Origin of the sequence: Paenibacillus sp. FSL H7-0326 (genome assembly GCF_001955535.1) — a bacterium.
GTDB lineage: Bacteria > Bacillota > Bacilli > Paenibacillales > Paenibacillaceae > Paenibacillus > Paenibacillus shunpengii.
On sequence record NZ_MPVN01000001.1, the window covers coordinates 1,106,117 to 1,130,825 of the forward strand.

General features: G+C 42.4%; 35 protein-coding genes. 7 read left to right on the forward strand and 28 right to left on the reverse strand.

Annotated features, from left to right (window positions below):
• Positions 1 to 40: 40 nt before the first annotated feature.
• The 12 genes from BK126_RS05310 to BK126_RS29315 all read right to left on the reverse strand — a co-directional run bounded on the left by BK126_RS05310 (position 41) and on the right by BK126_RS29315 (position 5,437).
• Complete coding sequence (locus BK126_RS05310; protein ID WP_076311611.1) at positions 41 to 655, reverse strand: hypothetical protein; 615 nt, start codon at positions 653 to 655, stop codon at positions 41 to 43.
• An 11-nt stretch (positions 656 to 666) separates the two neighbouring features.
• Entirely contained in the window at positions 667 to 1,479 is an 813-nt protein-coding gene (locus BK126_RS05315) for an ATP-binding protein (protein WP_076311612.1), read from the reverse strand.
• Complete coding sequence (locus BK126_RS28745; protein ID WP_256702711.1) at positions 1,394 to 2,203, reverse strand: DnaD domain-containing protein; 810 nt, start codon at positions 2,201 to 2,203, stop codon at positions 1,394 to 1,396. Before BK126_RS28745 ends, BK126_RS05315 begins: the two co-directional genes overlap by 86 nt.
• A 10-nt stretch (positions 2,204 to 2,213) precedes the next feature.
• Positions 2,214 to 2,603 (reverse strand): hypothetical protein, encoded by a 390-nt coding sequence (locus BK126_RS05325; RefSeq protein WP_076311613.1) that lies wholly within the window; start codon positions 2,601 to 2,603, stop codon positions 2,214 to 2,216.
• Positions 2,596 to 3,006 (reverse strand): hypothetical protein, encoded by a 411-nt coding sequence (locus tag BK126_RS05330; RefSeq protein WP_076311614.1) that lies wholly within the window; start codon positions 3,004 to 3,006, stop codon positions 2,596 to 2,598. The genes BK126_RS05325 and BK126_RS05330 overlap by 8 nt, the downstream gene beginning before the upstream one ends.
• 13 nt (positions 3,007 to 3,019) lie before the next feature.
• Positions 3,020 to 3,451 (reverse strand): single-stranded DNA-binding protein, encoded by a 432-nt coding sequence (ssb, locus tag BK126_RS05335; RefSeq protein ID WP_076311615.1) that lies wholly within the window; start codon positions 3,449 to 3,451, stop codon positions 3,020 to 3,022.
• Positions 3,448 to 4,059: an HNH endonuclease gene (locus BK126_RS05340; RefSeq protein WP_076311616.1), complete on the reverse strand. Its 612-nt coding sequence runs from the start codon at positions 4,057 to 4,059 to the stop codon at positions 3,448 to 3,450. The genes ssb and BK126_RS05340 overlap by 4 nt, the downstream gene beginning before the upstream one ends.
• Before the next feature lie 138 nt (positions 4,060 to 4,197).
• Positions 4,198 to 4,398, reverse strand: a complete 201-nt coding sequence (locus BK126_RS05345) for a hypothetical protein (protein WP_076311617.1) — start codon at positions 4,396 to 4,398, stop codon at positions 4,198 to 4,200.
• Positions 4,383 to 4,688 carry a hypothetical protein gene (locus BK126_RS05350; protein WP_076311618.1) on the reverse strand — a complete coding sequence of 102 codons (306 nt, stop codon included), beginning with the start codon at positions 4,686 to 4,688 and terminating at the stop codon, positions 4,383 to 4,385. The genes BK126_RS05345 and BK126_RS05350 overlap by 16 nt, the downstream gene beginning before the upstream one ends.
• 50 nt (positions 4,689 to 4,738) lie before the next feature.
• Positions 4,739 to 4,972 carry a hypothetical protein gene (locus BK126_RS05355; RefSeq protein WP_076311619.1) on the reverse strand — a complete coding sequence of 78 codons (234 nt, stop codon included), beginning with the start codon at positions 4,970 to 4,972 and terminating at the stop codon, positions 4,739 to 4,741.
• A complete protein-coding gene (locus BK126_RS05360) occupies positions 4,965 to 5,270 on the reverse strand; it encodes a helix-turn-helix domain-containing protein (RefSeq protein WP_076311620.1) in 306 nt (101 codons plus the stop codon). The genes BK126_RS05355 and BK126_RS05360 overlap by 8 nt, the downstream gene beginning before the upstream one ends.
• Positions 5,261 to 5,437, reverse strand: coding sequence for a hypothetical protein (locus BK126_RS29315; RefSeq protein WP_179085517.1), 177 nt, complete (start codon positions 5,435 to 5,437; stop codon positions 5,261 to 5,263). Before BK126_RS29315 ends, BK126_RS05360 begins: the two co-directional genes overlap by 10 nt.
• A 102-nt stretch (positions 5,438 to 5,539) precedes the next feature.
• Here BK126_RS29315 and BK126_RS05365 point away from each other — a divergent pair, with 102 nt between their 5' ends.
• On the forward strand, positions 5,540 to 5,731 hold the full coding sequence (locus tag BK126_RS05365; protein WP_076311621.1) for a GTPase-activating protein: 192 nt from the start codon (positions 5,540 to 5,542) through the stop codon (positions 5,729 to 5,731).
• Here BK126_RS05365 and BK126_RS29320 read toward each other — a convergent pair.
• From BK126_RS29320 to BK126_RS05380, 4 genes are read right to left on the reverse strand one after another with little or no spacing between them, the layout of a single operon-like run.
• Positions 5,728 to 5,871, reverse strand: coding sequence for a hypothetical protein (locus BK126_RS29320; RefSeq protein ID WP_179085518.1), 144 nt, complete (start codon positions 5,869 to 5,871; stop codon positions 5,728 to 5,730). The genes BK126_RS05365 and BK126_RS29320 overlap by 4 nt on opposite strands.
• 13 nt (positions 5,872 to 5,884) lie before the next feature.
• Positions 5,885 to 6,616 (reverse strand): Rha family transcriptional regulator, encoded by a 732-nt coding sequence (locus BK126_RS05370; protein ID WP_076311622.1) that lies wholly within the window; start codon positions 6,614 to 6,616, stop codon positions 5,885 to 5,887.
• A gap of 12 nt (positions 6,617 to 6,628) precedes the next feature.
• A complete protein-coding gene (locus tag BK126_RS05375) occupies positions 6,629 to 6,898 on the reverse strand; it encodes a group-specific protein (protein WP_076311623.1) in 270 nt (89 codons plus the stop codon).
• On the reverse strand, positions 6,899 to 7,138 hold the full coding sequence (locus BK126_RS05380) for a helix-turn-helix transcriptional regulator (protein WP_076311624.1): 240 nt from the start codon (positions 7,136 to 7,138) through the stop codon (positions 6,899 to 6,901). It lies immediately after the preceding gene.
• A 236-nt stretch (positions 7,139 to 7,374) separates the two neighbouring features.
• On the opposite strand from BK126_RS05380, the gene BK126_RS05385 reads away from it, so the two are divergent.
• Positions 7,375 to 8,019: a LexA family protein gene (locus tag BK126_RS05385; RefSeq protein WP_076311625.1), complete on the forward strand. Its 645-nt coding sequence runs from the start codon at positions 7,375 to 7,377 to the stop codon at positions 8,017 to 8,019.
• 11 nt (positions 8,020 to 8,030) lie between these two features.
• On the forward strand, positions 8,031 to 9,188 hold the full coding sequence (locus BK126_RS05390; protein ID WP_076311626.1) for a site-specific integrase: 1,158 nt from the start codon (positions 8,031 to 8,033) through the stop codon (positions 9,186 to 9,188).
• Positions 9,189 to 9,253: 65 nt separating this feature from the next.
• Here the strand turns inward: BK126_RS05390 and sufB are convergent, their stop codons facing one another.
• The 7 genes from sufB to BK126_RS05425 form a co-directional block, all read right to left on the reverse strand.
• Positions 9,254 to 10,651: a Fe-S cluster assembly protein SufB gene (gene sufB, locus BK126_RS05395; protein ID WP_076311627.1), complete on the reverse strand. Its 1,398-nt coding sequence runs from the start codon at positions 10,649 to 10,651 to the stop codon at positions 9,254 to 9,256.
• Between the two features lie 20 nt (positions 10,652 to 10,671).
• On the reverse strand, positions 10,672 to 11,103 hold the full coding sequence (gene sufU / locus BK126_RS05400; RefSeq protein WP_076311628.1) for a Fe-S cluster assembly sulfur transfer protein SufU: 432 nt from the start codon (positions 11,101 to 11,103) through the stop codon (positions 10,672 to 10,674).
• The gene (locus BK126_RS05405; RefSeq protein ID WP_076311629.1) at positions 11,093 to 12,316 is read right to left on the reverse strand and encodes a cysteine desulfurase; all 1,224 of its coding nucleotides are present in this window, start codon (positions 12,314 to 12,316) and stop codon (positions 11,093 to 11,095) included. The genes sufU and BK126_RS05405 overlap by 11 nt, the downstream gene beginning before the upstream one ends.
• Positions 12,313 to 13,614, reverse strand: coding sequence for a Fe-S cluster assembly protein SufD (gene sufD, locus BK126_RS05410; protein ID WP_076311630.1), 1,302 nt, complete (start codon positions 13,612 to 13,614; stop codon positions 12,313 to 12,315). The genes BK126_RS05405 and sufD overlap by 4 nt, the downstream gene beginning before the upstream one ends.
• A 26-nt stretch (positions 13,615 to 13,640) precedes the next feature.
• The gene (sufC, locus tag BK126_RS05415) at positions 13,641 to 14,423 is read right to left on the reverse strand and encodes a Fe-S cluster assembly ATPase SufC (RefSeq protein WP_076311631.1); all 783 of its coding nucleotides are present in this window, start codon (positions 14,421 to 14,423) and stop codon (positions 13,641 to 13,643) included.
• Between the two features lie 388 nt (positions 14,424 to 14,811).
• Positions 14,812 to 15,276 (reverse strand): Dps family protein, encoded by a 465-nt coding sequence (locus tag BK126_RS05420; protein ID WP_047909953.1) that lies wholly within the window; start codon positions 15,274 to 15,276, stop codon positions 14,812 to 14,814.
• Positions 15,277 to 15,662: 386 nt separating this feature from the next.
• A complete protein-coding gene (locus BK126_RS05425) occupies positions 15,663 to 15,965 on the reverse strand; it encodes a YunC family protein (protein ID WP_076311632.1) in 303 nt (100 codons plus the stop codon).
• A gap of 263 nt (positions 15,966 to 16,228) precedes the next feature.
• Here BK126_RS05425 and BK126_RS05430 point away from each other — a divergent pair, with 263 nt between their 5' ends.
• On the forward strand, positions 16,229 to 16,720 hold the full coding sequence (locus tag BK126_RS05430; protein WP_076311633.1) for a hypothetical protein: 492 nt from the start codon (positions 16,229 to 16,231) through the stop codon (positions 16,718 to 16,720).
• Positions 16,721 to 16,773: 53 nt separating this feature from the next.
• Here the strand turns inward: BK126_RS05430 and BK126_RS05435 are convergent, their stop codons facing one another.
• Positions 16,774 to 17,106: a DUF423 domain-containing protein gene (locus tag BK126_RS05435; protein ID WP_371264536.1), complete on the reverse strand. Its 333-nt coding sequence runs from the start codon at positions 17,104 to 17,106 to the stop codon at positions 16,774 to 16,776.
• A 212-nt stretch (positions 17,107 to 17,318) separates the two neighbouring features.
• Between BK126_RS05435 and BK126_RS05440 the strand changes: the two genes are divergently transcribed.
• Together BK126_RS05440 and BK126_RS05445 are read left to right on the forward strand one after the other, a co-directional pair.
• A complete protein-coding gene (locus BK126_RS05440; RefSeq protein WP_083655730.1) occupies positions 17,319 to 17,732 on the forward strand; it encodes a hypothetical protein in 414 nt (137 codons plus the stop codon).
• A gap of 120 nt (positions 17,733 to 17,852) precedes the next feature.
• Positions 17,853 to 18,704 (forward strand): DegV family protein, encoded by an 852-nt coding sequence (locus BK126_RS05445; RefSeq protein WP_076311635.1) that lies wholly within the window; start codon positions 17,853 to 17,855, stop codon positions 18,702 to 18,704.
• 51 nt (positions 18,705 to 18,755) lie between these two features.
• Here BK126_RS05445 and BK126_RS05450 read toward each other — a convergent pair whose 3' ends face one another.
• Positions 18,756 to 19,892, reverse strand: a complete 1,137-nt coding sequence (locus BK126_RS05450; protein ID WP_076311636.1) for a glycoside hydrolase family 88/105 protein — start codon at positions 19,890 to 19,892, stop codon at positions 18,756 to 18,758.
• Positions 19,893 to 20,136: 244 nt separating this feature from the next.
• Positions 20,137 to 20,913 (reverse strand): delta-lactam-biosynthetic de-N-acetylase, encoded by a 777-nt coding sequence (gene pdaA, locus BK126_RS05455; protein WP_076311637.1) that lies wholly within the window; start codon positions 20,911 to 20,913, stop codon positions 20,137 to 20,139.
• Positions 20,914 to 21,112: 199 nt separating this feature from the next.
• Between pdaA and cysC the strand changes: the two genes are divergently transcribed.
• Entirely contained in the window at positions 21,113 to 21,676 is a 564-nt protein-coding gene (gene cysC, locus BK126_RS05460; protein ID WP_256209628.1) for an adenylyl-sulfate kinase, read from the forward strand.
• Positions 21,677 to 21,714: 38 nt separating this feature from the next.
• Here cysC and BK126_RS05465 read toward each other — a convergent pair whose 3' ends face one another.
• Positions 21,715 to 23,520, reverse strand: coding sequence for an ABC transporter ATP-binding protein (locus tag BK126_RS05465; protein ID WP_076311638.1), 1,806 nt, complete (start codon positions 23,518 to 23,520; stop codon positions 21,715 to 21,717).
• Entirely contained in the window at positions 23,513 to 24,697 is a 1,185-nt protein-coding gene (locus BK126_RS05470) for a nucleotidyltransferase domain-containing protein (RefSeq protein ID WP_076311639.1), read from the reverse strand. The genes BK126_RS05465 and BK126_RS05470 overlap by 8 nt, the downstream gene beginning before the upstream one ends.
• Positions 24,698 to 24,709: the final 12 nt, after the last annotated feature.

The window sequence follows — 24,709 nt, forward strand, 5'->3', positions numbered from 1 at the left end:
GTCATAGTCAAGGAATTCATCTGCAGCGATATCTTCGAGTTCAGCAGCTGACAAGTTCTTTAGCATGTTTCCAACGCTCCTTGGCAAGAACAATCTTTTCAAACTCATCATCAGTTAGTCTTTGATATAGATTCCAGTCACCGCTCTCCTTAAGTTCATGAACTTTGTCCTTGATATCTTGAACTCGGAGGGCAAAGTGTCTAGCCATATCGCCAACCCCTTCAACGTGCAAGTATTTAGCCAGATAGACTAAATCAGGAAGCGTCCATTCATAACGCGCAGCTCGTGTGGTCTCCCATTGATGTTCTTCGATTCCGATTTGTAGGAAACGATCGAAGTCTTTATCCATCAGATCATAATCATCAATGTCATCTGCTTTTTGAAATCGCGAATTTCTTTGCCCAGCCGGAATAGTGGCCGCTTCTTCATAAGTCCAGTTACTCTTATGAATTCTGTTTCTGAATGTATGGTGGTTTATTCCGTTCTTAGCAGCTTGCTCTCTCCACATTTTCAAATCCTCAGATACTTTCCGAGGTGGCTCTGTTATAGCTTTTTGAATGCTCCACCCTTGTGATAATCTGTAATTTACTGTTTTTTTTGAGATTCCGTTTGATTCTGCTATGTCAAATTGTTTCTTGGTTATAGAATGTTTCATCCCTTCACACCTCACTGTAATCGATAATTCAACTCTATACCGCCTGTTAATGTAGCCTTATAGTCTCGGCACATTTCATTGATTCGGCTGCCGATTCCCTCATCTATCTGACAGATCATGGACATTGTTTTTTCTGAGCTAATCATGATGGGTAGATTTTCGAGATATCTGTAATTCAGGATTGCAAAGAGTTGCTCTATCTGGAAATCCGTTGGTTCTTTTCTTCCCTTGAATACATCGTCTATAAAAAGCAACTCTGCTTTCTGGAGCAAGATAATCCGTTCTTCGAGGTTATCAAGGTTAGCTTTAAGCTCATTGAATCCTTCAACCCATGGAAAGTACACAACTCCTACTCCCTGTAGCAGCAGGTGATTAGATACCGCGATTAAGAGATGAGTTTTGCCGCTTCCAGGTCTACCTAGAAGAGCTAAACTATTTTTTCGTGTTTGGTATATCTCCGGAAACATCTGCATATATTTTTGAGCGAGATGGTAAGCTTTTCCCACTACGTCTGGCCGACCACCCAGCTCAAAGTTTGTAAATGTCTTCTTGCGAAATTCATCAGTAATATTACTGGACTTCATCAACCGGCTTAATTTGCGTTCTTTCTTACATTCGCAATCTCGCCATACATCTTGATAGTCGAACTCACCTTCACCTGTTTGGATCCGGACCAGGTAGCCTTCTTCGTCCTTGCATTTCTTGCATCGATACTTTGATAGATCAACCGGTTTAGGATTAGGCGTCGAGGTGTGCGAACTCGCTCTCCTTTTTATCTCTTCCAGGTCGTAGGTTCCCTTGAGTGCGTCTTTCAGACTCTTCATTTCCTCCATCTCCTTTCCACGGTTCATCTATTCCATCCGATTTCCAATTCGACAAAATTCCATTTACGTAAGCCAATGAGCGTTTGCCTTTTAAAACAGCTTTCTTCATTGCTTCTAGGTACCAGCGGATTCCATAGGTTATAACAAGATCGTCTATTTCATCGTGAATGACAGGACTTATTGTTCCAAATCCTTCTTGTTCAAAAATTCGATAAGGGTTTAAATCACCACCACCAAATTCTAGTTGGTTTGGTAGGTTCGGTTGGGTTGGGTATGGTTCTGTTTGGTTTGGTTGTGTTGTGTTGGGTAGCCCTGTGACTCCCTCACCTGTCACGGAGCCGTCACGCGTGACATCATCGTGACCTATCTGTGACTGTTTCTGCTTTGCCCGTGACTTCCGTTTCCGTTCCTTGTTTTGTTCACGTCTTTCCACGAGCCGCCCTGCATAATCAAGCCAATCATGAATGAAATCATTCTCATCAATGAATCTCGATTCTTTCAAAGAGTTGTACAAGTGTCCCGGTTCTCCGTCCCAATGGCATGCGTCTTCCACATCCTCAGGTTCGTACCGCGTTAAATCTCCATCCTGGGCATAATTCATTGCCCACCACCAAAGCATGTGTAAGTATCCAATTACAGTCGGTAAAGGAACTCCGAGTAATCGCTTTAACTTTTTCGTTTTAGGATGGCTTTCCAGTTCCTGGTGGCTTTCTATCCAAGCCATTTATCATCACCTACTCAGTCCACCATATCCGGCCTTCGCCGGTTGTGTAATATTCAATCAATTCAGCACGCTTCTGGAGCTTCCAGGCGTTTCCCTCTGCCGTTTCATCTGCCCATTGATGGCAAGTGCCTGTTTCCGTCTTAGGACCACAGAGAATGGCAATATTCCACGGCTGACCGCCTTCGCCATACTGACTTGCATTGATCAGGTGAGCTCGCTCAAAACGAATCTTAGGCACGCTACACCCACACTTCTCGCAAATGATATATCCTTCGATTGTAAGAGCAGCCACACGTCTTTTTACTTCGTTACTGCATTTGTCAGTAATAGCCGTATGTCGTCCTCGTTTCGGTTTATTTCGCCTGTGTTGTACTTTAGGCACCGGTCTATGTTCAAACATCCTGACCGCCTCCTATATATGTGTTTAGATCGACACGCAGCCTAAGCCGCAGTTCGTGTAGATGTTCAGTTAGAGAAGCAAATTCATTACGCCATAAATGCATTGATTCATAGGCGTTAGCTTCCTTATCCCTCAGATCCAAGACGGCCAGCTCAGCTGCATTGGTTTTATCTCCCTTAGGAGCATCACGTTTAGTCTCTGCGTAAAGTCGTTTGCGCTGATTATAAATACGCTTGTACTCCCCATCTTTGAAGGCTGAGACCCGGCCCATAAATATGTGAGCCTGGGTCAGCAGTTTGATCTTGTAAGCTAAGCCGGCCGGAGTCTCATCGTCGTACTCGTCAGCTGCTTCACGGTATTTCTTGTATTGCCTGATATACTCCAGGATTAGATCTTCATCCATCTAAGGCACCGCCTTAAAACGGCAGATCATCATCTGAGATATCAATTGGTTTACCATCATTAGAAAAAGGATCGTTATTATTGCGTTGATAATTACTCGAGTCTTGTTCCTGACCTTGCGATCGGTCCCTATTCCCTTCTAAGAACCGTACATTGTCAGCGATTACTTCCGTTACATAAACACGCTTGCCCTCGTTATTCTCATAGTTTCGAATTTGGATTCTTCCTTCGACAGCTGTAAGTCGTCCCTTTTTTAGATAATTGGCACAGGTTTCAGCCAGCTGCCTCCAGGTAACGATCGGAATAAAATCCGCTTCTTTATCTCCAGCTTGGTTTGTAAATGGACGGTCTACAGCAAGCGTAAATTGTGTTACAGCTACTCCTGCAGGTGTGTACCGCAATTCTGGGTCACGAGTTAAACGTCCTACCAAACATACTCGATTCATTGTGTTGCCTCCCTTTGTCTTCTCTCTCTGTGTCGTAACTTCATGTGATGAGACATGTGTTCTTTTTTCGATCCAAATAAGTGCAAATTCTCAGGTCGATTATCATGTTTAATTTCATTTATGTGATGCACTTCTTCTTCAGGTTTCAGATATCTTCCAAGTTTCTTTTCCATTACTAGTCTGTGTTCCATTACATATCCATCAGTAGCAGCATGAGGAAGGTCTGGTTTATAAATCTGGATGTAACCATCTGATCTATGTCTTTTGCCTTGGAAATAATCGGATTTACCGATATATGACTTTCCTTTTCTCGATTGGGACATTTTCTGTCTGGTTGCTGAGGACACATGCTTTCCTGTGTGCGTTCTTTTTATTGCTTCAATTTGTTTTTCTGTGGCTTTTCTACCTTTTTGGAATGTACCGTTCGGGTGAACTTGTATATCAAGTTTCTTAAACCACATGCATATAGCAGCTGGAGAACATCCCACTTCCGTGGCTATTTTGTATTGATCCATACTTCTGTTAAAATAGGCATCTTCCAAGTATGTTTTTAAATCAACACCATACCGGTTAGGGATCTCACTTTTTAGATTGAGCTTCTTTGCCACATTGGTCAGCTCCTTCCTGAACCTGTTCGTTCACTCCTTATATAAATGCTTGTCCATATGATAGAATGGAGGCATATTTACAAATTCAAAGAATATTGATATATTAAGTGCGAATAATGCTTGTGATCGTGTACGACTTTAGCTGTTCCCGCAGCTGAAGTCGTTTTTCATTTCCTCGCGGATTTTACGCCGCATCCGATCGTACTCAACTCGATGTGCTTCGTTCTCAAAAGTGTATTTTGGTTTAGGACCATCAAGATTCAATTTTCCTCCGACAAGCTTCAATGCCATAATATCCTCAGGCTTTTCACTTGCTTTAATCCTTACTTGGAGCTGCATACTGCTTCACCTACAGTAATAGTTACTGCACCAAACGTTTCGGCCCAACACCTCATATTGCAATAGATTCCGCTTGTTCCAACTTTGATTACTTGTTGTCCTGAATAGATATCCTTTTGACATTTCGGGTTATCACAAAAATTCACCCTGAACAGTATCTTTTGGTTTTGGATTCTGCTCACTTCTGCTCTTAGAAATGCAATTTTTCTAGGATTTTTCTCGATCTCTATTTTTCGATAGAGTTCATTTAACTGATTACGAGCCTTTCTACGCTTGTTCTGATTCTCCATAAGGATCAATTCCTTTCCTTAAAGGTGAGACATTGAATAAAAACCAGAAGTTAAACAGCAACCATGCTGCTAAAAGGCACCACATTGTTGAACGCCACCCTTTCAAATGTTTGATCTTGGATCTGGTTCTCAAACTTGAGTATTTCTAAGCGGTCGTTATATTTGAGGTACTGTCTACGTGCATGAACAGCGATATTAGGATAGCAATCTGCTTTCATTCGTTCTTCAAGTTGAAGGAAGAAACCGCAGATATTATTTAGCTGCTGAATTTTTGGTTTATGCATGATTCGTAACCACCTCTCTTGTAGTAAATATCAGATCTGCTTCCGTCAGCACCCCTGCTTTAAGAAGCATTCCTACATAAGAAACTCCGAGAGCACAAGACATTTTTCTTAGCACTTCAGGCGATGGTGTTTTTCTTTCTCCAGTTTCTACATGTGATAAGTAAGCTCTGGTTATTTCGCATTTCTCCGCTAACTCAGATTGTGTTAGATTCTTAGAAGTTCTCAGCTGCTTTAAATAATTTCCGAAGGCATGATGCATTGGCTTCCCCTTCCCTCGATCATCGTCCATCAACCCCATACAGGCTCAATCTCCTCTTTGTTGCAATTAGGACAATCTTTTTGATCAGTTTCTTCACAATCGACTTTTAGAATGTTGATCATATCGGGAATGTAATTCCCTGTTATACATCCACGTGCTTCTTTTGTATCTCTTGTATACATGGTGTAATGCTTGTACTTGATCATGTTCACCTCTTTTCTAGACGATTCAAATTTTGTAGGACTTTTGCACCTTCCTGTCGAATACTGGTTAGTTGTCGGACTCACCATCGAAGGGAGGTGAAACAAATGTCGCAAACACCTGCAGAAATCGCTAAAGAAATAACAATTGCTGCTATTGAACATGGTGTATTCAATCGTAAAAGGTCCACCTCTATATCTGTTGAGGAACTTAACGAAACAAACGTTGATGAAATTAATAAATTTTTCAAAAAGATTGCAAAGCAAGCTAATGATGCTATGATCGGAAAGTTCGATTAATTGGTTAGTTTGCCAAGAGCTTCAAGCAAACTCGGTAGTTGTTTGTGATCTTCTACCGAGTTACTTTTGATTTTCATGTTGATGTACTCGCATAAATTTACGATAAGATCATTCACTGCTTTAGTAGCCTCAGTGTTCATTTCTCTCACCTCCCTAAGCTAATGTTCCAATCGCCAGTTCCTTAACAACCGTGTCATAGATTTCTTTCAGTCTTGGATCAGACTCAATTACATCCAACCGATTCGCGTCATTGATTTTGGTTTTAGTTGCTCCAGAGTCAGCTAAGCGTTCTTTTAGATTGGTTAAGCGTCTTTGTAAGTCGCACCGCCCACGTTCTTCAAGAATCTGATAACTAAGAGTGCGTAAATCTCTGTAAGCCCCCCCTGAACGCTTAGCAGCTCCGTTTAACAATCCGTTGATTTTGTTACGCCAGTCATCGTCACGTTGTAAGAAGGTTTCTTTGATGGTTGAGAGCTGACTTTCTGTGCGTTGCTGACGTTGCTCGATTTGTTTTACGCTCTGTTCCATTTGGATCAAGAATTGGAGTTGAGGACTAAGTCCGGAAACATCTAAGCCTGAATTTAGTTTCTCACGCATCCGTTCAAACTCTGCAATGTATTGTTCTTTGAAACGCATTGCTTCTTTGCCCGTATATCCCATAGCAAGAAGTGTGAAGCCTTGTTCTGTGATGATGTATTTGGGATAAGAGCGACCTCGATCGTTTACATAAGTTGACTCCTGAAAATTAAGGAGTGAGAATTCTTTGCTGCACTCAAGATTTTTGATGTCCTGTACTACATTGTCATGACGTTTCCCGAATACTTCAGCGACAGTAAGACTGTCTGTGACTGTTTTGTTGTTTTCGATAAAAACTAATTGATTCATTTCACCGCTCCTTTAGCTTGGTAATCTTTGAAGCCACTTCTCAAGAAACTCCCTCGTTTCTCTTGCTGGGTAGTACCATTTCGTCCCGATCTTTCTTTTTGGAAAGCCGGGTTCAAAGAAGAATGTTTCTTGAATGGCAGTCCAGCTCATACAAGTTCTTCTTTTGAGTTCTTTGGTATCCCAAAATACACTTTCGTGATCCGCTTCCTTTACTGCTTGCTCGATTTGTTGTCGCAGCATTTCTCTAACTTCCTGTTGATCAACATTCACGTTAACAAGCATTTAAAGACACTTCCTTTCCTTCAGTTCATTTTCTTGTGTCTTTTTACGACACCCGGAACCAAAAAAATTTTGAGTCGGTACATTAAATTCCTTGCTCAGCTCTACAATCTCATCGAAATAGAATCTCGATTGTCCATTTTCCTTCCGTTTGTAGGCGGTCAAAGACAGTCCTAACTTAGCGGCGGCGGCTTCCTGAGATATTCCACAGTTGACACGAGCTGCTTTAACCGTAATCTTCACTCTTTTCACCTCCTCTCCAAAGAGAGAGTCTCTGTAGTAAAACTTTAAAGGACACATATTCTAAATTTATGAATAATTCGTGTCTTTTAATGTCCCATTGAGACAAACCCATAGTAGCATATCCATAATTTGGGGTCAACCCAAAAAAAGACACTTTTTAATTTTATATCTTGTCTATTGTGTCTTTTTGTGGTTATAATAGGTACAATAATATACATTGAAAAGAGGTATTTTTGATGTCTGTTCAAGCTGGTTACAAATTATTTTATTGGGCAGTAGGAAGTAACATTAAGAAATATAGAGATATAAGAAACATGAGCTTACAAGATCTTGGAGAAAAAGTTGGAGTTACTAAAAAAACAATACAAAGATATGAAAATGGTGAAATCCGAGTTGATATGGATCGGATCGAAACAATTGCAGAAGCTCTAGAAGTTGAAGTTGCATATTTATTAGACGGGGCTCAATCCTTCTTAGGATTAGATGTAACAAATATTGGAACAACATTAATACCATTAGTTGGACGTGTATGTTGTGGTAATGGAGTATTAGCTTTTGAAGATGTCGAAGAATACATACCAGTTGCAAAAGACTTTATAAAAAATGGTGAACATATTTTCTTGAGAGCAAAAGGTGACTCAATGATAGGCTCACGCATAATTGATGGAGATCTTATACTCATCAGAAAACAACCTACTGTTGAAGAGGGTGAGATTGCAGCTGTGTTAATTGGAGAGGAGGCGGTGCTAAAGAAAGTATACAAAAATGGAGATCAGTTAGTTCTTCAATCATCCAATCCAGATTATCCACCAATATTCTGCTCAAAGGATGATAACGTAACAATAATCGGAAAAGTTAAATGGAATATGATTGAGTACTAGGAGGATTCAAAATGGCATCTTTTAGAAAGAAACCTAATGATAAATGGGAATATCGCGTAAGTTATTTGGACAAGCAAACAGGGAAATATAAGCTCAAATCAAAAGGTGGATTTAAAACAAAAAAAGAAGCACAAATCGCTGCAGCTAAAGTCGAAGAAGATATGAATTATTTTGGTTTTAGTGAGGACGGCGAGGAAAACGTTAAAACTTATTTTGATCAATGGTTAGAAGTTTTTAAAAAGCCAAATGTTAAACCGATAACTTACACCTTACAAGAACAAAATGTCAGATTAAACATAATTCCCAGATGGGGTAATTACAGATTAAAGGATATTAATCGACTTGAATATCAAAAGTGGATAAATGAATTGAGAGATCACTACAGTGAAGGTACTGTAAGAAGAATTCACAGCATTATGAACACAGCGATCTTTGACGCGATAAATGAATTTCAAATCATGAAAATGAATCCTATCCAAAAGATTTCTATCCCTAAGGAAACTAATAAGAATGACGAGATATTTTATTTCACAGTTGAACAACTGGAAGTTTTCTTGAATGAGACACAAGTCAAAGTCAAGAATGCTAAGTACAAACTTTCGAATCAGTACTACAACCTTTTTTTGCTAATGGCTAGAACCGGTATTCGAGTTGGTGAAGCACTAGCATTAACCTGGGAAGATATAGATTTTGAAGAACAAATGCTTAATGTAAACAAAACCCTTGTTTATCCCCTAAATAGTACCCCCTATATATCCACCCCGAAATCCAAAGCCAGCCTTCGCAAAATAAAATTAGATGAAAAAACAATGAAAGTTATGAAGAGCCATAGGACCAACAGAAAAGAAGTTTGTTTAGCATACTCTAATTATGAATCTCCAAAGGAAGAGAATTTAGTTTTCTTTCAACACGATGGCCGTTGGTTAAGAACGAACGTTGTAAGGGATTATTTCAAAACAATCTGCAAGCGCGCAAACCTTCCGATCCTGTCGCCACATGCTCTGAGACACACTCATGCAATTCACCTACTGGAAGCAGGTGCAAACTTGAAATATGTTTCTGCTCGCCTTGGTCACAGCAGCGTTAAGATAACTGCAGATACTTATTTGCACGTAACGAAAAAGATCGAGGATAGCGCCCTCGACCTTTATCAGTCTTACGTAAAATAAATTATTTTGGTCAAATTTTGGTCCGGACCATATGGGGAGAGCGGAAAACCCTTATGAGACAAGGGTTAACCAATACTTCCCTCCATTTCGAATTTGATGAGACGATTCATCTCCACCGCATATTCCATTGGAAGTTCTTTTGTGAACGGCTCAATGAAGCCCATAATGATCATCTGTGTTGCTTCGTCTTCCGAGAGACCGCGGCTCATCAAGTAGAAGAGCTGATCCTCAGATACCTTAGAGACGGTAGCTTCATGCTCAAGCGTGATGTTATCGTTCATGATCTCATTGTAAGGAATCGTATCCGAAGTAGACTCGTTATCCAAGATCAATGTATCACACTTGATGTTCGATTTAGCACCTTCTGCATTGCGTCCGAAGGAAGCCAGACCACGGTACGTTACTTTACCGCCATGCTTACTAATTGATTTGGATACAATCGTTGAAGTTGTATCTGGTGCAAGGTGAATCATCTTTGCACCTGCATCCTGATGCTGATCTTTACCTGCTACAGCAATCGAAAGTACAGAGCCTTTTGCGCCGCGTCCTTTAAGAATAACTGCAGGATACTTCATGGTCAGCTTGGAACCGATGTTACCATCAACCCATTCCATGGTTGCATTTTCTTCTGCAACTGCACGTTTGGTAACGAGATTATAGATGTTCGGAGCCCAGTTCTGAATCGTCGTATAACGTACACGTGCATTTTTCTTAGCGATAATCTCAACAACCGCACTATGCAGAGAGTTTGTGCTGTAAATTGGAGCCGTACATCCTTCTACGTAGTGTACAAAGCTGTCTTCGTCAGCAATAATCAGGGTACGCTCAAATTGACCCATATTCTCAGAGTTAATCCGGAAGTAAGCCTGCAGTGGAATTTCACACTTCACGCCTTTTGGCACGTAGATGAAGCTTCCGCCTGACCATACAGCACTGTTCAGAGCAGCAAACTTGTTATCTGCCGGAGGAATCACGGTTGCGAAGTACTCCTTGAGAATCTCTGGATGCTCCTTCAGCGCTGTATCAGTATCCATGAAGATAACGCCTTGATCCTCAAGATCCTTCTGCATGTTGTGGTATACAACCTCAGATTCATATTGAGCAGATACCCCTGCCAGGAACTTTTGCTCTGCTTCTGGAATACCCAGTTTGTCGAAGGTTTCCTTGATTTCTGCAGGAACCTCTTCCCATGTCTTTCCCTGCTTCTCCGAAGGTCTTACGTAGTACTGAATATCATTAAAATCAAGCCCGTCGAGATCGCCGCCCCAACGAGGCATAGGCATCTTCTCAAACTGTTTCAAGGATTTCAGACGGAATTCGAGCATCCATTCAGGCTCTTCCTTAATACGGGAGATTTCTCTTACAACCTCTTCCGTCAGACCTTTACCTGTTTGGAAAATGGACTTATGCTCATCCCGGAAACCATATTTATACTCTTCCATTTCTGGCGCTTTTTTTGCCATGTGGGTCTACCTCCCTATCGTTATTGTGGTTTGTGATCCTCATCTATCCCTTTGCGCAGCGCATTCCAAGCAAGTGTCGCACATTTGATGCGCGCAGGGAACTTATTTACACCGGATAGGGCTTCTATATCTTCATATTCGTCAAATTCTGGTTCCTCTCCTTGCATCAAGGCGGAGAAACGATCTGCCAGGTTCAAAGCTTCATCCATAGTCTTCCCTTTAACCGCTTCGGTCATCATGGAGGCCGAGGACATGCTGATGGAGCAGCCGTCACCGGTATACTTCGCATCCTCGACAATTCCATCTTTAACTTTTAGCTGCAGGGATATCCGGTCACCGCAGGTCGGGTTGTTCAAATCAACTGTTACCGAGTTGTCTTCAAAACTGCCCCGATTCCGCGGATTTTTATAGTGGTCCATAATTACGCGCCGATACAGATCATCAAGTTGCATCACCAAAATACTCCTTTGTCTGGATTAAGGCGCTCACAAGACGGTCTACGTCCTGCTCTGTATTGTATAAATAAAAGCTCGCTCTTGCTGTAGATCCGACTTCAAGCCAGCGCATCAGCGGCTGACAGCAATGGTGACCTGCTCGAATAGCTACTCCGCTTGCATCAAGCACGGTTGCTACATCATGCGGGTGTACACCATCGAGATTAAAGGTTACGAGACCTACATGACGTTTCTTAGGTCCATACACCTGAATGCCATCGATTTCAGATATACGGCTCATTGCATAATGTGACAGCTTGCTCTCATGCTGTGCGATTTCATCCATTCCAATCTCTGTCAGAAAATCAATCGCTGCGCCAAGGCCAACCGCACCTGCAATAATTGGAGTTCCGCCTTCAAACTTCCAAGGAAGCTCCTTCCATGTAGACTCATACAAGCCAACATCATCGATCATCTCGCCGCCAAATTCGACCGGCTCCATGGACTCAAGCAGCGCCTTCTTGCCATACAGTGCACCGATTCCGGTCGGTCCGCACATTTTATGTCCGGATAAGGCGTAGAAATCACAGTCAAGATCTTGCACATCAACCTTCATATGAGGGGTGCTCTGTGCGCCATCAACAACCATAACTGCACCATTGCGATGCGCAATTTCAGCAACTTCCTTAATTGGGTTAATGACTCCGAGAACGTTAGAAACATAAGCCATAGAGACAATTTTCGTGTTCGAAGTGATCGTTTCTTCCACATCTGCCAGATCAATATTGCCATCTGGCTGAAGAGGAATATATTTCAGCACAGCACCCGTTCTTTTGGCAAGCTGCTGCCAAGGGATCAAGTTGCTGTGATGCTCCATGGGAGTGATCACAATTTCGTCGCCTTCGTTCAGTACGGAAGGACCATAGGAGGAAGCAACAATGTTGAGCGCCGTTGTTGTACCTCTAGTAAATATAATCTCTTGCGTACGTTTAGCATTTATAAATTTAGCTACCTTCTCACGAGCACCTTCATATGCATCCGTTGCACGACTTCCAAGTGTGTGAACTCCACGGTGAACGTTGGAATTCTCCCACTCGTAGTAGCGCTTGATCGCATCAAGCACTACGCGAGGTTTATGGGAAGTTGCCGCATTATCTAGATAAACTAATGGATGTCCGTTAATTTCCTGATGGAGGATGGGGAACTGTTCACGAATCGCCTGAGCGTTCATTGTCCCAGCTTCCTTTCAACAAGGGATTGCAGCTGCACCCGCAATTCTTCAAGCGGAATGTCGGATACGACAGGAGCAAGGAAGCCATAGATGATCAATCTTTCTGCATTCTCACGGGAAATACCGCGTGACATCAGATAGTAGATTTGCTCTTGGTTCACTTGACCAACAGATGCGGCGTGACCTGCTGTTACATCATCCTCATCAATCAGAAGAATCGGGTTCGCGTCTCCGCGTGCTTTAGGACTCAGCATTAGAACACGTTCCGTTTGCTGACCATCTGCTTTTGTTGCACCATGCTCGATTTTGGTAATGCCGTTAATGATCGCAGATGCTTCTTCACGCATAACCGCACGTGTAATCATCTGGCTTGCAGAGCTCTTGCCAAAATGCTTCGCTTGGGTCGTATAGTTCAGCTTCTGAGAGCCTGCACCTACAGCAATTGTCTTCTGATCCGAATTCGATCCATTGCCTTTGAGAATAGAAAGGGTATCACTTGCTGTATTACCTGTGTTCATTTCACCAACGATCCATTCAATTGTACCATCGTTCTCAACTACTGCGCGGCGATAAGTAATGTCTGTTACTTGATCTCCGAATTGGTGAACGGTAGCAAAACGAACCTTCGCACCTGGTTTAACAAACACTTCAGCTACCCCATTATGGAAGACAGGTGCTTCGAGATTGCCTGATACATAGTTGTCTACGTATACGACAGAGCTGTTTGTGTCCGCAATAATGAGCACATGAGGTGCAAATGTTGCCGTTCCATCTTCAGCGAGCAAAATAGCTTGAACCGGCTTCTCAATCACCACATTACGAGGCACATAGAGGAATACACCGCCGTTCCAGATCGCTGAATGCAGTGCAGCCAGCTGATGTTCGTCAGATTTAACTGCCGTGTGAAGATGACTCTTAACAAGATCTTCATGTTCACGAACTGCAGTTTCGAGGTCTGTGAAAATTACCCCTTGATCAGCAAGCTCTTTCGAAAGATTGCTGTACACGACGCTGGAGCCCCGTTGAATCAGCAAAGTTCCATCTTGCTCATCTTTGATGAGGTCTGCGATTTCTTCAGGTGCTTCATTCAACGAAATCGCATTGCTTGCTTTGTATTGTCCGTACGCGGATAGATTCCAGCGTTCAATTTTTGTTTTTTCCAGTTTTGGAAGCGCAAGGCTGCCCGCAAGATCAAGTGCCGCTTGGCGCCCTTCAGAAAGCCATGCCGGCTCATTTCTGCCTTCGGATAACGCGCGAAGCGCTTCGGAATCAACCGGAAGAATGGTTTGTGTTGTCATTTAAGATATCCTCCTCCGCTTATTCTTTACGCTTCTTGGCCAACAGTTTCGTCTTCAATTCCCAGTTCTGCCTTAATCCAGTCGTAACCTTCTGCTTCAAGACGTTCTGCAAGCTCAGGACCACCGGATTTAACGATGCGTCCTTGCATCATAACGTGTACATAGTCTGGCTTGATGTAGTTCAGCAAACGTTGGTAGTGAGTGATAATCAAGAAGCCACGATCCTCACTCTTCATTGCATTGACACCTTCTGCAACGATACGAAGAGCATCGATATCAAGACCGGAGTCAATTTCATCCAAAATAACGAGCTTCGGATCAAGCATCATCATTTGAAGAATCTCATTACGCTTCTTCTCACCACCGGAGAAGCCTTCATTAAGGTAACGATGTGCAAACTCAGGGTTCATCTCAAGATCTTTCATCTTACCTTCCATTTGGCGGATGAACTTGATCAGAGAAATCTCGTTGCCTTCCTCACGGCGTGCATTGATTGCACTGCGCAGGAAGTCGGAATTTGTTACACCTGCAATCTCACTTGGATATTGCATCGCAAGGAACATCCCTGCACGAGCACGCTCATCCACTTCCATTTCCAGAACGTCTTCACCGTTCAGTGTAACAGAGCCGCCAGTTACTTCATACTTAGGGTGACCCATCAGTGCTGAAGCAAGCGTACTCTTACCCGTACCATTCGGTCCCATGATGGCATGAATTTCTCCACCATTCATATTGAGGTTAATGCCCTTCAAAATTTCTTTTCCTTCTATTTCTGCTTTAAGTCCTTCAATGACGAAATTTGTAGCCATATGTGCCTTTACCTCCAATAGAAATGAATTTCCCACTTGAAATCATGAAGTATATTTAATAGGGTATCCCCTTGATTTCCAGCTTCACTCGATAAGTGTCACTTTATAATAATTCTAAACTGATTCTCAATGATTCTCAAGTCATTTATGTGGGAAAGTTTACAGACGCCGTAAACAAAATACCCTTGTCCACACAAACTACATAGACACAGCTTCCCGAGGTGCTTCTTAAGTGGTCCAATATTTATGCATTCTATAATAAATAAGGAGGCAAATCAAATGATCTTTCCCCCATTCACTAAGAAATTATCGGACCTTTATTGTTCCTTCATACAATGAAAAAGTCTGGTCTTATCGACCAGACTTTAGAATTGTGAAGTTATCTATTTTATGCCAGGTAAGAACGCAGCATCCAGATATGTTTCTCCAGATCTGCCTGGAAGCCGGTAAGCATGTCTGCTGTCGGGCCATCGCCTGCTTCCTCCGCAGCTTCAATACCTTCTGCATATTCTTCGGACAGTGTTGCGAAATCCTCAATCAGATTTTGAACCATGGTCTTCGGATCTTCACCGCCGGATGCCTCTTGAATAGAAGCCAGATCCAGATATTCCTTCATCGTTGCTGCCGGACTTCCTTTAATAGTAAGAAGTCGTTCAGCCACTTCGTCCATTTGAAGAGTAACTGCATTGTACAGCTCTTCAAATTTAGTATGAAGCGTAAAGAAATTCGAGCCCTTAACATACCAGTGGTAATTATGAAGCTTAACGTACAATACATTAAGATTCGCTACCTCACGATTCAGCAGCTGTTCAATCGTTGTTTTGTTTTCAGTTTTATTTGTTGATTTAGCCATAATGATCCCATCCTTTAACGTATATTTATGATCACATTTATCTTTCGCCACTAGTTCTAAGTTACCCTTGTACGATTTTAATGAAACAAGTTAAATGCTTTATCTACTGAAGCAAACTCCGACAAAAATATCATGATCCAGCAGACTTTCCATTATGCAAAATTACGAAATGAAATCTTTGGCGATTCACGATTGTATTCATTTTAGTGAATTCATTGATTTTTTTGGGGAAAGCTATGTAATAAATTCAATAAAAAAAGCAGTCTCCTATAAAGAGATACGACTCAGAAATGAAGAATATCATCATTAGCTTCGCATCGTCCAAATAGAGGACTGCTATTTATATTAGTTCACATAATACTCATCAGCTTACTTTTTCTTTCCGATCACAGCATTCTTTGCAGCGCTTCTACCCCGCTCATTCCAGGAACTATGCCTAATTTTTCAGCTTCAATTGTTACAGATTCCATCGGTGCAGCAAGCAGTTCAGCAATGGTCTTCACGCCAACTGCCCGGGCTGCGATAATGTTACGGGCCGCCAAACGCTCGTTCAGCAGGCTCACATCAAGTGCTCCGCACATAATGTATCCTTTGGAAGTCGAGACTGTAATCAGTGTTGTCTTGGGCAGCTTTACTTCAACTGCAACAAGGGTATGGTCTCCAACTTGAACAGGCTCCAACGTCACCATTAGTGTAACCCCCCTTCTCTTAACGCGTCTCGACAGTTTATTCTTGGGTCTTCTATATGGTGTGGACAGGAGCGGATAGTGTTAATGCCAAAAGAACCATGTCTTAAAACCTAGCATTTCGCTATTATTCTCATAAAAAAATCCTGGATTTTCGCATAAATATGCGTCTATGGTAGTATTCACGATTGCGTTTTAATGATATAGTTAGAGAATCAATGTACATAATTATTCCATTATAAGAGCAGTGCGAGGTAAATATTATTATGAAAAACACGACGTCAGCAGGCACGAGTAACGAGACCGAATTTCTTTTTAACGTTGACATTATGATTCACAGCAAGTCAGATGCCCTTGCACTGCAATCCCTTCTCGAAATTTTTAATGCACAAGATCAAATTGCAGATTTCAGAATTCAGTCCGGTTTGAAGCTGGGAGCAAGAATTGAGCAAGCTTTGAAACAAACGGCTGTATCCGATCTAAACATGAAACCGATTCATAAATCTTCTCTTATCCCTTCATCCGAGACGATGAAGAGAGAAGAAGTGGACCGTTGTCCTTCAGAGAAATGGCTTATGACCGCAATGAAGGAAGGAAGACTGATCAGGCTCGATATTCGTGAGAAGAATGGCAAAGGTAAGAGCATTCCGTGCCGTGTTCTCAATTTCGATGCGTTATCCAAGCTGGTCAGCATTTATCATGTGGATGAGAAGCAGGTGTACTCCATCCATACGTCCGAGATCGAGAAGTATATCTAGGAATAAGCAAGAACGGCCAATCTCATCTAGTGAGAATGACCGTTCCTTACTTTTTATTTTTTTAATACGGACACGACAACAAGAATCCAGCCTGTAATGAAGCAAATTCCCCCTAATGGTGTAATTGCCCCAAAAATACCGATTCCCGTTATGCTCAGCACATATAAGCTTCCTGAGAACAGTATAATGCCGATAAACATCAGTCTTGCCGCCCATTCTAATGCCTTCTTGGGACCGAAGCTGTTGGCAATAAGTGCAATAATCAAAATTCCAAGCGCATGCATCATATGATACTGTACGCCGGTTTCATACGTGGTAAGCCGCTCTTCACCAATAATCGGTTCAATAATATGTGCACCAAAGGCGCCAATCAGGACAGATAGCATCGCTAGAATCGAACCTATGGCAATCCATTTTTTCGCCACTTGATATGCTCACTCCTCAATGAAATGTATTCTAAATTATCTTAACCTAATATGCGCGCCATTTACTAGTGAACATCCCTTTAACATTGTGACAAAACAGATAGAGAGATACAGCTTGCATTTTAATTTGAATTATGGAAAAGTTAACTGTAAATCTATAAAGGAGCGACTACATGGATAATAACCAAGTACCAAATAACGACCAACTTCAAGAAGTAAACAATCCCTACGGCACTTTCCAGCCACCTCCTGCCAAGATCAAACATTCAGGTCCTGGTATTGCATCTCTAATCGTTGGCATACTCTCCCTGGTCCTTTACATCGCTGTTCTCGCCCTATCACCATCTGCCGCAGCTGAAATACTTGAAAATCCCGATCCTGAGGCGATGCTGAACAACTTCTATGTGATTGTTATCGGACTTTTGATTCTTGCCAGCCTTGGACTGAATATCATTGGTGTTATCCTCTCCATTATCGGATTGGCGTTAAAGAATCGAAAAAAAGCATTCCCACTGGTTGGCCTTATTCTAAATGGTCTGATCCTGCTAATCGTCATCGGCTTTTTCAGCATGACCGTTATGGTTTAGAATAAATTCTCTTCTTCTCTTCGTGACTAACCTTTTTGCTGCCTTTTTTGCTACACACGCCAAATATGCATTATAATGTTTGATGTGAAGAAGAAACTAACTTGTATAAAGGGGATTGAGATGTCGCGAATTAAAATTTTTGCGGACAGTACTAGTGATTTGCCAAAAGAATGGATCCATCAGTATGACATTGGCATTGTCCCTCTCTATGCCGTATTCGGAGACGAGTCATTGAAGGATGGAGTGGATATCGTTCCAGAAGAGCTGTACCAGCGTGTCAAAACAGAAGGACGGCTACCGAAGACAGCAGCTCCATCACCGGCCGATTTTATGGCCTGTTTTGGCCCATACATAGATGAAGGCTACGATATACTATTTATCAGCCTCTCTTCAGAGCTGTCGTCCACCTATCAAAATGCACTGCTAGCCGCTTCCGAATATCCAGATGGCAGAGTTACCGTATTTGACTCCCTAAATTTATCAACAGGAATCGGTCTTCAGGTGATCAAGGCTGTACGCGCAGTGGAGGAAGGGCTTACCGTTCCGGAAATTGTTCACCGTCTTACCCAGATCAGACCACAGGTCGATACTGAATTTGTTATTGATACACTAGATTATCTATATATGGGCGGCCGCTGCTCGGGAATGCAAAATTTGATCGGCAGTCTGCTCAAGATCAGACCGGTCATCAAAGTAACAGATGGAAAAATGACACCTGCATACAAGGTCAGAGGCAAACGGGAAAAAGCGATGGATCAGATGCTGTCAAATGCACTGAGCAAAACAAATGAAATGGACAAAGATATTATCATCGTTGTTCACTCCATGTGTGAGGATGATGCGCTTTATCTGCAAAGGGTATTGCAGGAAAAGACAAATGCAAAAGAGGTTGTGCTGGCTACCGCAGGTTGTGTTATTTCCAGTCATTGTGGACCTAAAACCATTGGTATCATTTACACTAAATCATATTAAGAGAAAAAAGAAGACCCTGCATTATATTGCAAGGTCTTCTTTTCTTATATTTTATACGGTTATTTCGGTTATTTCGGTCATTTGTGCCTCGAGCTCGAGACATGCCATCACAAAAGGAGCTAATCCCTTCGGATCATCCGTACGCAGCGGTTCTCCAATATAGTATTCGAATGATCCATCTCTATACGGCTGACCACCGAGACCAGCTACCTTGCATATGCCTTCCAATGCGTAGGAGCCATCCTCACGCACTTTAACAAACTGGCTGACGATGCCGTCATGTCCCCTGCGAGCAGCTTCCAGTGCATGACTGCCCAAGTAACCGAGACGCGCCCCTTTTGCGAGTGCACATACAAACATTGAAGATGCAGACGCCTCCAAGTAGTTGCCTTCTTGCTCAGGCAGATTCAGCACTTGATACCATAAGCCAGTTGCCTTATCCTGCACCTTCATAATCGCCTCACACACCCGATAGAAGATTCCGATAACCTGGCCGCGTTTAGGATGATCCAAGGGCAATGTATCAAGCACATCGGTGATCGCCATTACATACCAGCCGAGAGCTCTTCCCCAAAAGTGCGGAGAGCAGCCTGTGACCGGATCGGCCCAAGCCTGTTCCCTGCTCTCATCATAAGCATGATATAGTAGTCCTGTTTCTGGGTCACGTGATACTTTTTCCATCAACAAAATTTCATGCACAGCCTCGTCAAACCATTCATTTGCACCCATTATATCTGCATAAGCTGTCATCAACGGACAGGCCATATAAACGCCATCCAGCCACATTTGAAAAGGATAGATCTTCTTATGCCATAGTCCCCCTTCAGCCGTACGTGGATGGCTTCTAAGCTGTGTCATCAACTGCTCAATCGCGATTCGGTATTTCTCCTCACCTGTTTCTTCATACAGTGTAAACAACGTCTTTCCTTGATTCAGTTGATCGACATTGTATTCATTTAATCGATATGTATGAATATGGCCATCATCCTGAATAAATAGATCCATGTTCGTTTTCAGGTAATCAAAATATATAGGATCGTTCGTCGCCCGCCATACTCGTTCAACCGCTGTCATCATGCAGCCATTCTCATAATTCCAATGTAGTCTTGAATGAAAATCTCCCCATGGCAATTGCTTGTTACGCTTCATGAATGAATCCAATATCCGAGTAGACCAAATGATATCCAAACGGTTTCCCTCCCATGATTGTTATTCATGATTCATTTTCGAATGCATGTGTTCAAGGATCAACCCCACTTTTTAACTATATAATGGAAATAAAGCGTATACAAGGTTAAAAGCACAAAAATACGAGCTTTGGCTTAAAATGCATAAAAAACCGCTGGCAGCGTATATACTGATCAGCGGTTCATTATATCATGCATATATATAGGTTGAGAGTGTAAACTTGCATCAAATTTGCAGATTAATTTCAGTAGGTCTTGGTCTTTAATTCATCCAAGCCTTTGAAGGTGTAGCCCTGAGCTCTCGCAGCATCTATGATGGAGCCAAGTGCCTCTGTATTGTCCTTTGATACGGAGTGCAGCAGAATTACAGCACCTGGATGCAGCTGCTTCATGACTTGATCATAGGCATACTGCGAGCCTTTCTGTACGTTTGTATCCCAATCCTTATATGCGATGGACCAGAATACATCGGTGTATCCGAGACCACGGCTTACTTCGAGTGTCCGATCACTAAAGATTCCCCGAGGTGGACGGAGATAAGGATACTCTTTGCCTGTCAGCCTCTTGGTCTCTTCCTTGACTTGGTCCAGCTCTAATTTTATTTTTTCATTCGAAGTTATCGTGAGATCAGGATGGCTCCAGGAATGGTTTCCAACAATATGACCTTCTTGACTCATCCGGCGTACAAGGTCCGGCTTGTCCTTCAGATAATGCCCTGTTACAAAAAAAGCGGCAGGCACCTTCTTTTCTTTCAATACATCCAGGATGGCAGGTGTATAGCCATTCTCATACCCGTTATCGAAGGTCAGATACAATTCCTTTTGCTTCGTATCTCCCATAAAAATAGCACCATGCTTCTCCAGAATATGTTTAAAGCCTTCCTCGTTAATGGAGGCGGATTGTCCGTCCTTGCTCTTCTTAAAGCCAAAATGAAATGCGTCCTTCACGGAGGAAGCATGGACCATCTGTGTCCCCGAAACGAGGATTGCAATTATCGTGCCCAGGATGAGCATCTTCTTCATTTGTGATCTGCTCCTTTTCTCAAATAGATTTCTAGCCCATGTTCACTTGAGCGATGTCGTTCGAACACAGCAGGCAACCTACATTGCTAACTGTCACTTTACGTAATATAAGCAGATATTTATATTTTTATGTAGTATTTTGCTAATTACTTTCATCCGTTATAATCTAATTGTAGGTTACGAAACTGTACTAAAATACATATTTTCTAAGGAGAGAAGGGGCTTGTCTATCAATAGGAATCCACGAGTCATTTGGTTTACAGGGCTATCTGGATCTGGCAAGACGACACTTGCTTCCCATCTGGAACAAGTTTGGAAGAGAGAAGGAATTCCCTGCTATATGCTGGACGGAGATCAAGTACGCCGCGGTTTAAACCGAGACCTGGGATTCAGCCCAGAGGACCGTAGAGAGAATTTAAGGCGAATTGCAGAGGTATCTAAGCTATTTCTAGACTCGGGTACCCATATCATCGCAGCGTTTATTTCTCCACATGAGCAAGATCGGGAAATGGTGAAGTCCATGTTTGAGCCCGGGGAATTTGTAGAAGTATATGTGAAGTGTTCTGTGGAAGTCTGTGAACAGCGAGATCCAAAGGGATTATATGAAAAAGCAAGACGTGGCGAAATACCAAATTTCACAGGTATATCTGCCGGTTACGACATACCAAACAAGCCCGATATCACTATTGATACCGAGCACCAAGAAATTGAGCAGTCCGTCTCCTTACTCGTCACTGCATTACAAAGACATGCGCTTGCTTAATGGTTCCCCATTGCACCTCTTGACGGGAGCATCCTGTACTATAAAGATGCTCTCGTCTGATAAGACAGCAATTGACCGAAGGCACCCTCTGCATCCGTAGAGAGCCCTTCATATGCTCCTTGCTGCATCACTTTGCCCCCTTCAAGTACGATGACCTGATCTGCGCCTTGAATGGTAGACAAACGGTGTGCAATGACGACGATCGTCATCCGCCCCTGAAGCGCCTTGAGCGCTTCTTGTATAGTAAGTTCATTCTCTCCATCCAGTGCGCTGGTTGCTTCATCTAATATGAGAATCGCTGGCTTACGTAATATCGCTCTTGCGAGTACAATTCTCTGCCTCTCTCCTCCAGATAGTCGGACTCCCCGATCACCGATGATGGTATCCAGTCCTTGTGGCAAATCTGCAACAAAATCAGCGGAGGCAAATCGCAGCGCTTCCCACAGCTCCTCCTCCGTAGCATCTCGCTTCACCAGAAGAAGATTGTCCCGTATCGATGTGTGGAACAAAAAAGGCTCCTGCGATACATAACTGATCGACTGACGCCAGGCTTGCAGCCTCGATTCCTCCAAAGGCGCTTCATCCAAGTGAATGGTTCCTTTTGTCGGCTGAATTAACCCCATGAGCAGATCAATAAATGTACTTTTTCCTGCACCTGAACGTCCGACAATAGCCGTCATACCGTTAACCGGGATAAAAGTATTAACTTGGTGCAGCGCATCTTGTGTTTGTCCTGGATACCGATAGGATACATCCATACAGCGAATCCCTGACTTCAAAGCGATTGGCTTGATATCCGTACTGCTAATCGAAGTATTCATGCTGCTTATTTCCAAAGCCTGCTCACATTCTTGCTGCAGCTGCAGCAAGCTCCGGAAAGCAGGAATGAGCGAACCGATATATTCCAGACTGGTTTGGATCATGGAGAACCGGGGCCATAATCTGGAGAATATAACGATCATCAACAGCAAATGCTCAGCACGATAAGAAAACAGGTTAAGCGATGCATATACAAACAAGGCAATAATAACCGCCGCAGCAATTCTATAAATCAGCTGTGTAGTCGAATTGAGGCGAATATAAGATACCATGTTATGCTCCATTCGCTTGCACAAGGCTTTAAAGCCTGTTTCATGCTGCTGCTCCAGATTGTTGCTCTTAATATCCTTCATCCCGTTAAAATGCTCCACGATCTCAGACATATATTGTTGAGACAGATCAGAAGTGTGATCCCCCAAAGCCTTGGCTTTGCGTATAAAAGGCCGGAGGACCATAAACAGAATGACACCGAAGCCTAATACCATCAGAGTCAATTCGGCAGACAGCCAAAAGGCAAATCCAATCTGGATGACTGTAAATATGACCGATGCCGTAAGCTGAATTAAGACGTTTGTTCCTTGGCTCACACGCGCCAGCTCAGAGGTGAGGATATGGTTAAAGTCTGATTTTTTCTTCGTTAAAAAAAGCTCCCATTTGGAATGTATCAATAGTCTGTACGTTTCATATCGCAAGGTATGTATAAAGTTTTGCTGGATTTGAGAGCTGAGAATGTTCTGATTACGCTGCATTAACGCTTGAACCGTCAAAATGACCACAAAAATGAAAAGTACCAGCAGTAGCTGTGATTGCTGCGGTACAAACCCGAGCAGACCAGTGACCCATTGCAGCGGGACTGAATCATTTATACCAGAGTCCAATACATTAATTGCAGACAGCATGGGAACCAGCATGTAGATACCGAACCCTTCCAATATACTGATGATGACCATAAACAAGATGCTGACGATCAGCTTGGGACCTGTAATAGAGTACAGTTTCTTTAGGTAGGTTCGAAGTTCAATCATATTCATGTCTCCCTTTGAGAACCATGCGCTGCCTGATTCGACGCCACATCCACAAGAAAGGGCGTAAAGGTATGTATAGAAAATGCAGCTTGCGGGGCAGTGGCAATAATTCAGCATCCATGGGACCCGGATACAGCCTCCCTAGCAGCATGATCATTCGACGTTTCGGTGATTTGATCTGTTTTAGATAATTTTTTAATGTCTCAGCATCCGTTATCTCACTTTTCTTTATAAGATTAAATGCATAAGAGGCCAATTCTATCGATCTTTGACTAGTCGCCAGTTCTTTCATTTCTTTGGATAATGGCGTTCTAATCAATTGAGAGGCTAGGTAGTACGCCTGACCCACAAGGGACTTGCAATCATGAATCTCCATGTAATCGTGACTTTGTTGAATTGCACCATTAAATCTAATTATCTTATCAATATCTATCAGCCAGCGTAACCTGAACCAGCCATGTCTTGCACCATGACTTATTAAATACATAAATAAATCTTCGAATCCAAGGTAATGAACTTTACATCCTGAAATATCCATAGATCGTTTTCTATTCCATAACGTCTTAAAATCTAATTGATGAGAATTATTATAAGGATTTAAGCTCCAATGAATCTCTATCTGTGTTTCTAATACTGGATGGACGAGAGCAATATGATGATCCTTCCACTTCCAACTGTTTAAAATGTAAGGAGACTCAAATTTCTTAATGTACCCTATTTCCATAAGTATTCCTAAAGCCTTCTCGACCTTAGAAATATCCACAAGCATGTCAAGATCTTTTGAGTTACGATGTGCCAAATCTCCATACAATTCATAAGCAAGCACAGGTCCCTTCAGCATCAGAACCTCGATATGATGTTCTTCAAGAATACGAGCTACTCGCTGCATCTCTGCCGTCAGCTTCATCATATAGAACGTATTGGACATAACGGCATCGCGCAATTGATTCATGATTTCAGCCGGTACATAATTGCTAATTGTCTGCAGTCTTACATATATAAGTGGATAAACACGGTGATGTAGAATTAGTCTGCTGAATTCATTCCAATCTATGGAGCTAGTATCATATCTTTCTTGGATTGCCTCATTCGATACACGATCCTCAGCAAGCAATTCACACATAAATTGAAACTCGATCGTCGTTTCGGCAATAATATCACGGTTTATGATATTCATTGATTTGATCTC

Bases quoted from the DNA above. Each gene is read 5' to 3' on its own strand.
- BK126_RS05310 (WP_076311611.1), bottom strand. From the start codon at position 655: ATGAAACATTCTATAACCAAGAAACAATTTGACATAGCAGAATCAAAC.
- BK126_RS05315 (WP_076311612.1), bottom strand. From the start codon at position 1,479: ATGAAGAGTCTGAAAGACGCACTCAAGGGAACCTACGACCTGGAAGAG.
- BK126_RS28745 (WP_256702711.1), bottom strand. From the start codon at position 2,203: ATGGCTTGGATAGAAAGCCACCAGGAACTGGAAAGCCATCCTAAAACG.
- BK126_RS05325 (WP_076311613.1), bottom strand. From the start codon at position 2,603: ATGTTTGAACATAGACCGGTGCCTAAAGTACAACACAGGCGAAATAAA.
- BK126_RS05330 (WP_076311614.1), bottom strand. From the start codon at position 3,006: ATGGATGAAGATCTAATCCTGGAGTATATCAGGCAATACAAGAAATAC.
- ssb (WP_076311615.1), bottom strand. From the start codon at position 3,451: ATGAATCGAGTATGTTTGGTAGGACGTTTAACTCGTGACCCAGAATTG.
- BK126_RS05345 (WP_076311617.1), bottom strand. From the start codon at position 4,398: ATGCAGCTCCAAGTAAGGATTAAAGCAAGTGAAAAGCCTGAGGATATT.
- BK126_RS05350 (WP_076311618.1), bottom strand. From the start codon at position 4,688: ATGGAGAATCAGAACAAGCGTAGAAAGGCTCGTAATCAGTTAAATGAA.
- BK126_RS05355 (WP_076311619.1), bottom strand. From the start codon at position 4,972: ATGCATAAACCAAAAATTCAGCAGCTAAATAATATCTGCGGTTTCTTC.
- BK126_RS05360 (WP_076311620.1), bottom strand. From the start codon at position 5,270: ATGGGGTTGATGGACGATGATCGAGGGAAGGGGAAGCCAATGCATCAT.
- BK126_RS29315 (WP_179085517.1), bottom strand. From the start codon at position 5,437: ATGATCAAGTACAAGCATTACACCATGTATACAAGAGATACAAAAGAA.
- BK126_RS05365 (WP_076311621.1), top strand. From the start codon at position 5,540: ATGTCGCAAACACCTGCAGAAATCGCTAAAGAAATAACAATTGCTGCT.
- BK126_RS29320 (WP_179085518.1), bottom strand. From the start codon at position 5,871: ATGAACACTGAGGCTACTAAAGCAGTGAATGATCTTATCGTAAATTTA.
- BK126_RS05370 (WP_076311622.1), bottom strand. From the start codon at position 6,616: ATGAATCAATTAGTTTTTATCGAAAACAACAAAACAGTCACAGACAGT.
- BK126_RS05375 (WP_076311623.1), bottom strand. From the start codon at position 6,898: ATGCTTGTTAACGTGAATGTTGATCAACAGGAAGTTAGAGAAATGCTG.
- BK126_RS05385 (WP_076311625.1), top strand. From the start codon at position 7,375: ATGTCTGTTCAAGCTGGTTACAAATTATTTTATTGGGCAGTAGGAAGT.
- BK126_RS05390 (WP_076311626.1), top strand. From the start codon at position 8,031: ATGGCATCTTTTAGAAAGAAACCTAATGATAAATGGGAATATCGCGTA.
- sufB (WP_076311627.1), bottom strand. From the start codon at position 10,651: ATGGCAAAAAAAGCGCCAGAAATGGAAGAGTATAAATATGGTTTCCGG.
- sufU (WP_076311628.1), bottom strand. From the start codon at position 11,103: ATGCAACTTGATGATCTGTATCGGCGCGTAATTATGGACCACTATAAA.
- BK126_RS05405 (WP_076311629.1), bottom strand. From the start codon at position 12,316: ATGAACGCTCAGGCGATTCGTGAACAGTTCCCCATCCTCCATCAGGAA.
- sufD (WP_076311630.1), bottom strand. From the start codon at position 13,614: ATGACAACACAAACCATTCTTCCGGTTGATTCCGAAGCGCTTCGCGCG.
- sufC (WP_076311631.1), bottom strand. From the start codon at position 14,423: ATGGCTACAAATTTCGTCATTGAAGGACTTAAAGCAGAAATAGAAGGA.
- BK126_RS05420 (WP_047909953.1), bottom strand. From the start codon at position 15,276: ATGGCTAAATCAACAAATAAAACTGAAAACAAAACAACGATTGAACAG.
- BK126_RS05425 (WP_076311632.1), bottom strand. From the start codon at position 15,965: ATGGTGACGTTGGAGCCTGTTCAAGTTGGAGACCATACCCTTGTTGCA.
- BK126_RS05430 (WP_076311633.1), top strand. From the start codon at position 16,229: ATGAAAAACACGACGTCAGCAGGCACGAGTAACGAGACCGAATTTCTT.
- BK126_RS05435 (WP_371264536.1), bottom strand. From the start codon at position 17,106: ATGCTATCTGTCCTGATTGGCGCCTTTGGTGCACATATTATTGAACCG.
- BK126_RS05440 (WP_083655730.1), top strand. From the start codon at position 17,319: ATGGATAATAACCAAGTACCAAATAACGACCAACTTCAAGAAGTAAAC.
- BK126_RS05445 (WP_076311635.1), top strand. From the start codon at position 17,853: ATGTCGCGAATTAAAATTTTTGCGGACAGTACTAGTGATTTGCCAAAA.
- pdaA (WP_076311637.1), bottom strand. From the start codon at position 20,913: ATGAAGAAGATGCTCATCCTGGGCACGATAATTGCAATCCTCGTTTCG.
- BK126_RS05465 (WP_076311638.1), bottom strand. From the start codon at position 23,520: ATGATTGAACTTCGAACCTACCTAAAGAAACTGTACTCTATTACAGGT.
- BK126_RS05470 (WP_076311639.1), bottom strand. From the start codon at position 24,697: ATGAATATCATAAACCGTGATATTATTGCCGAAACGACGATCGAGTTT.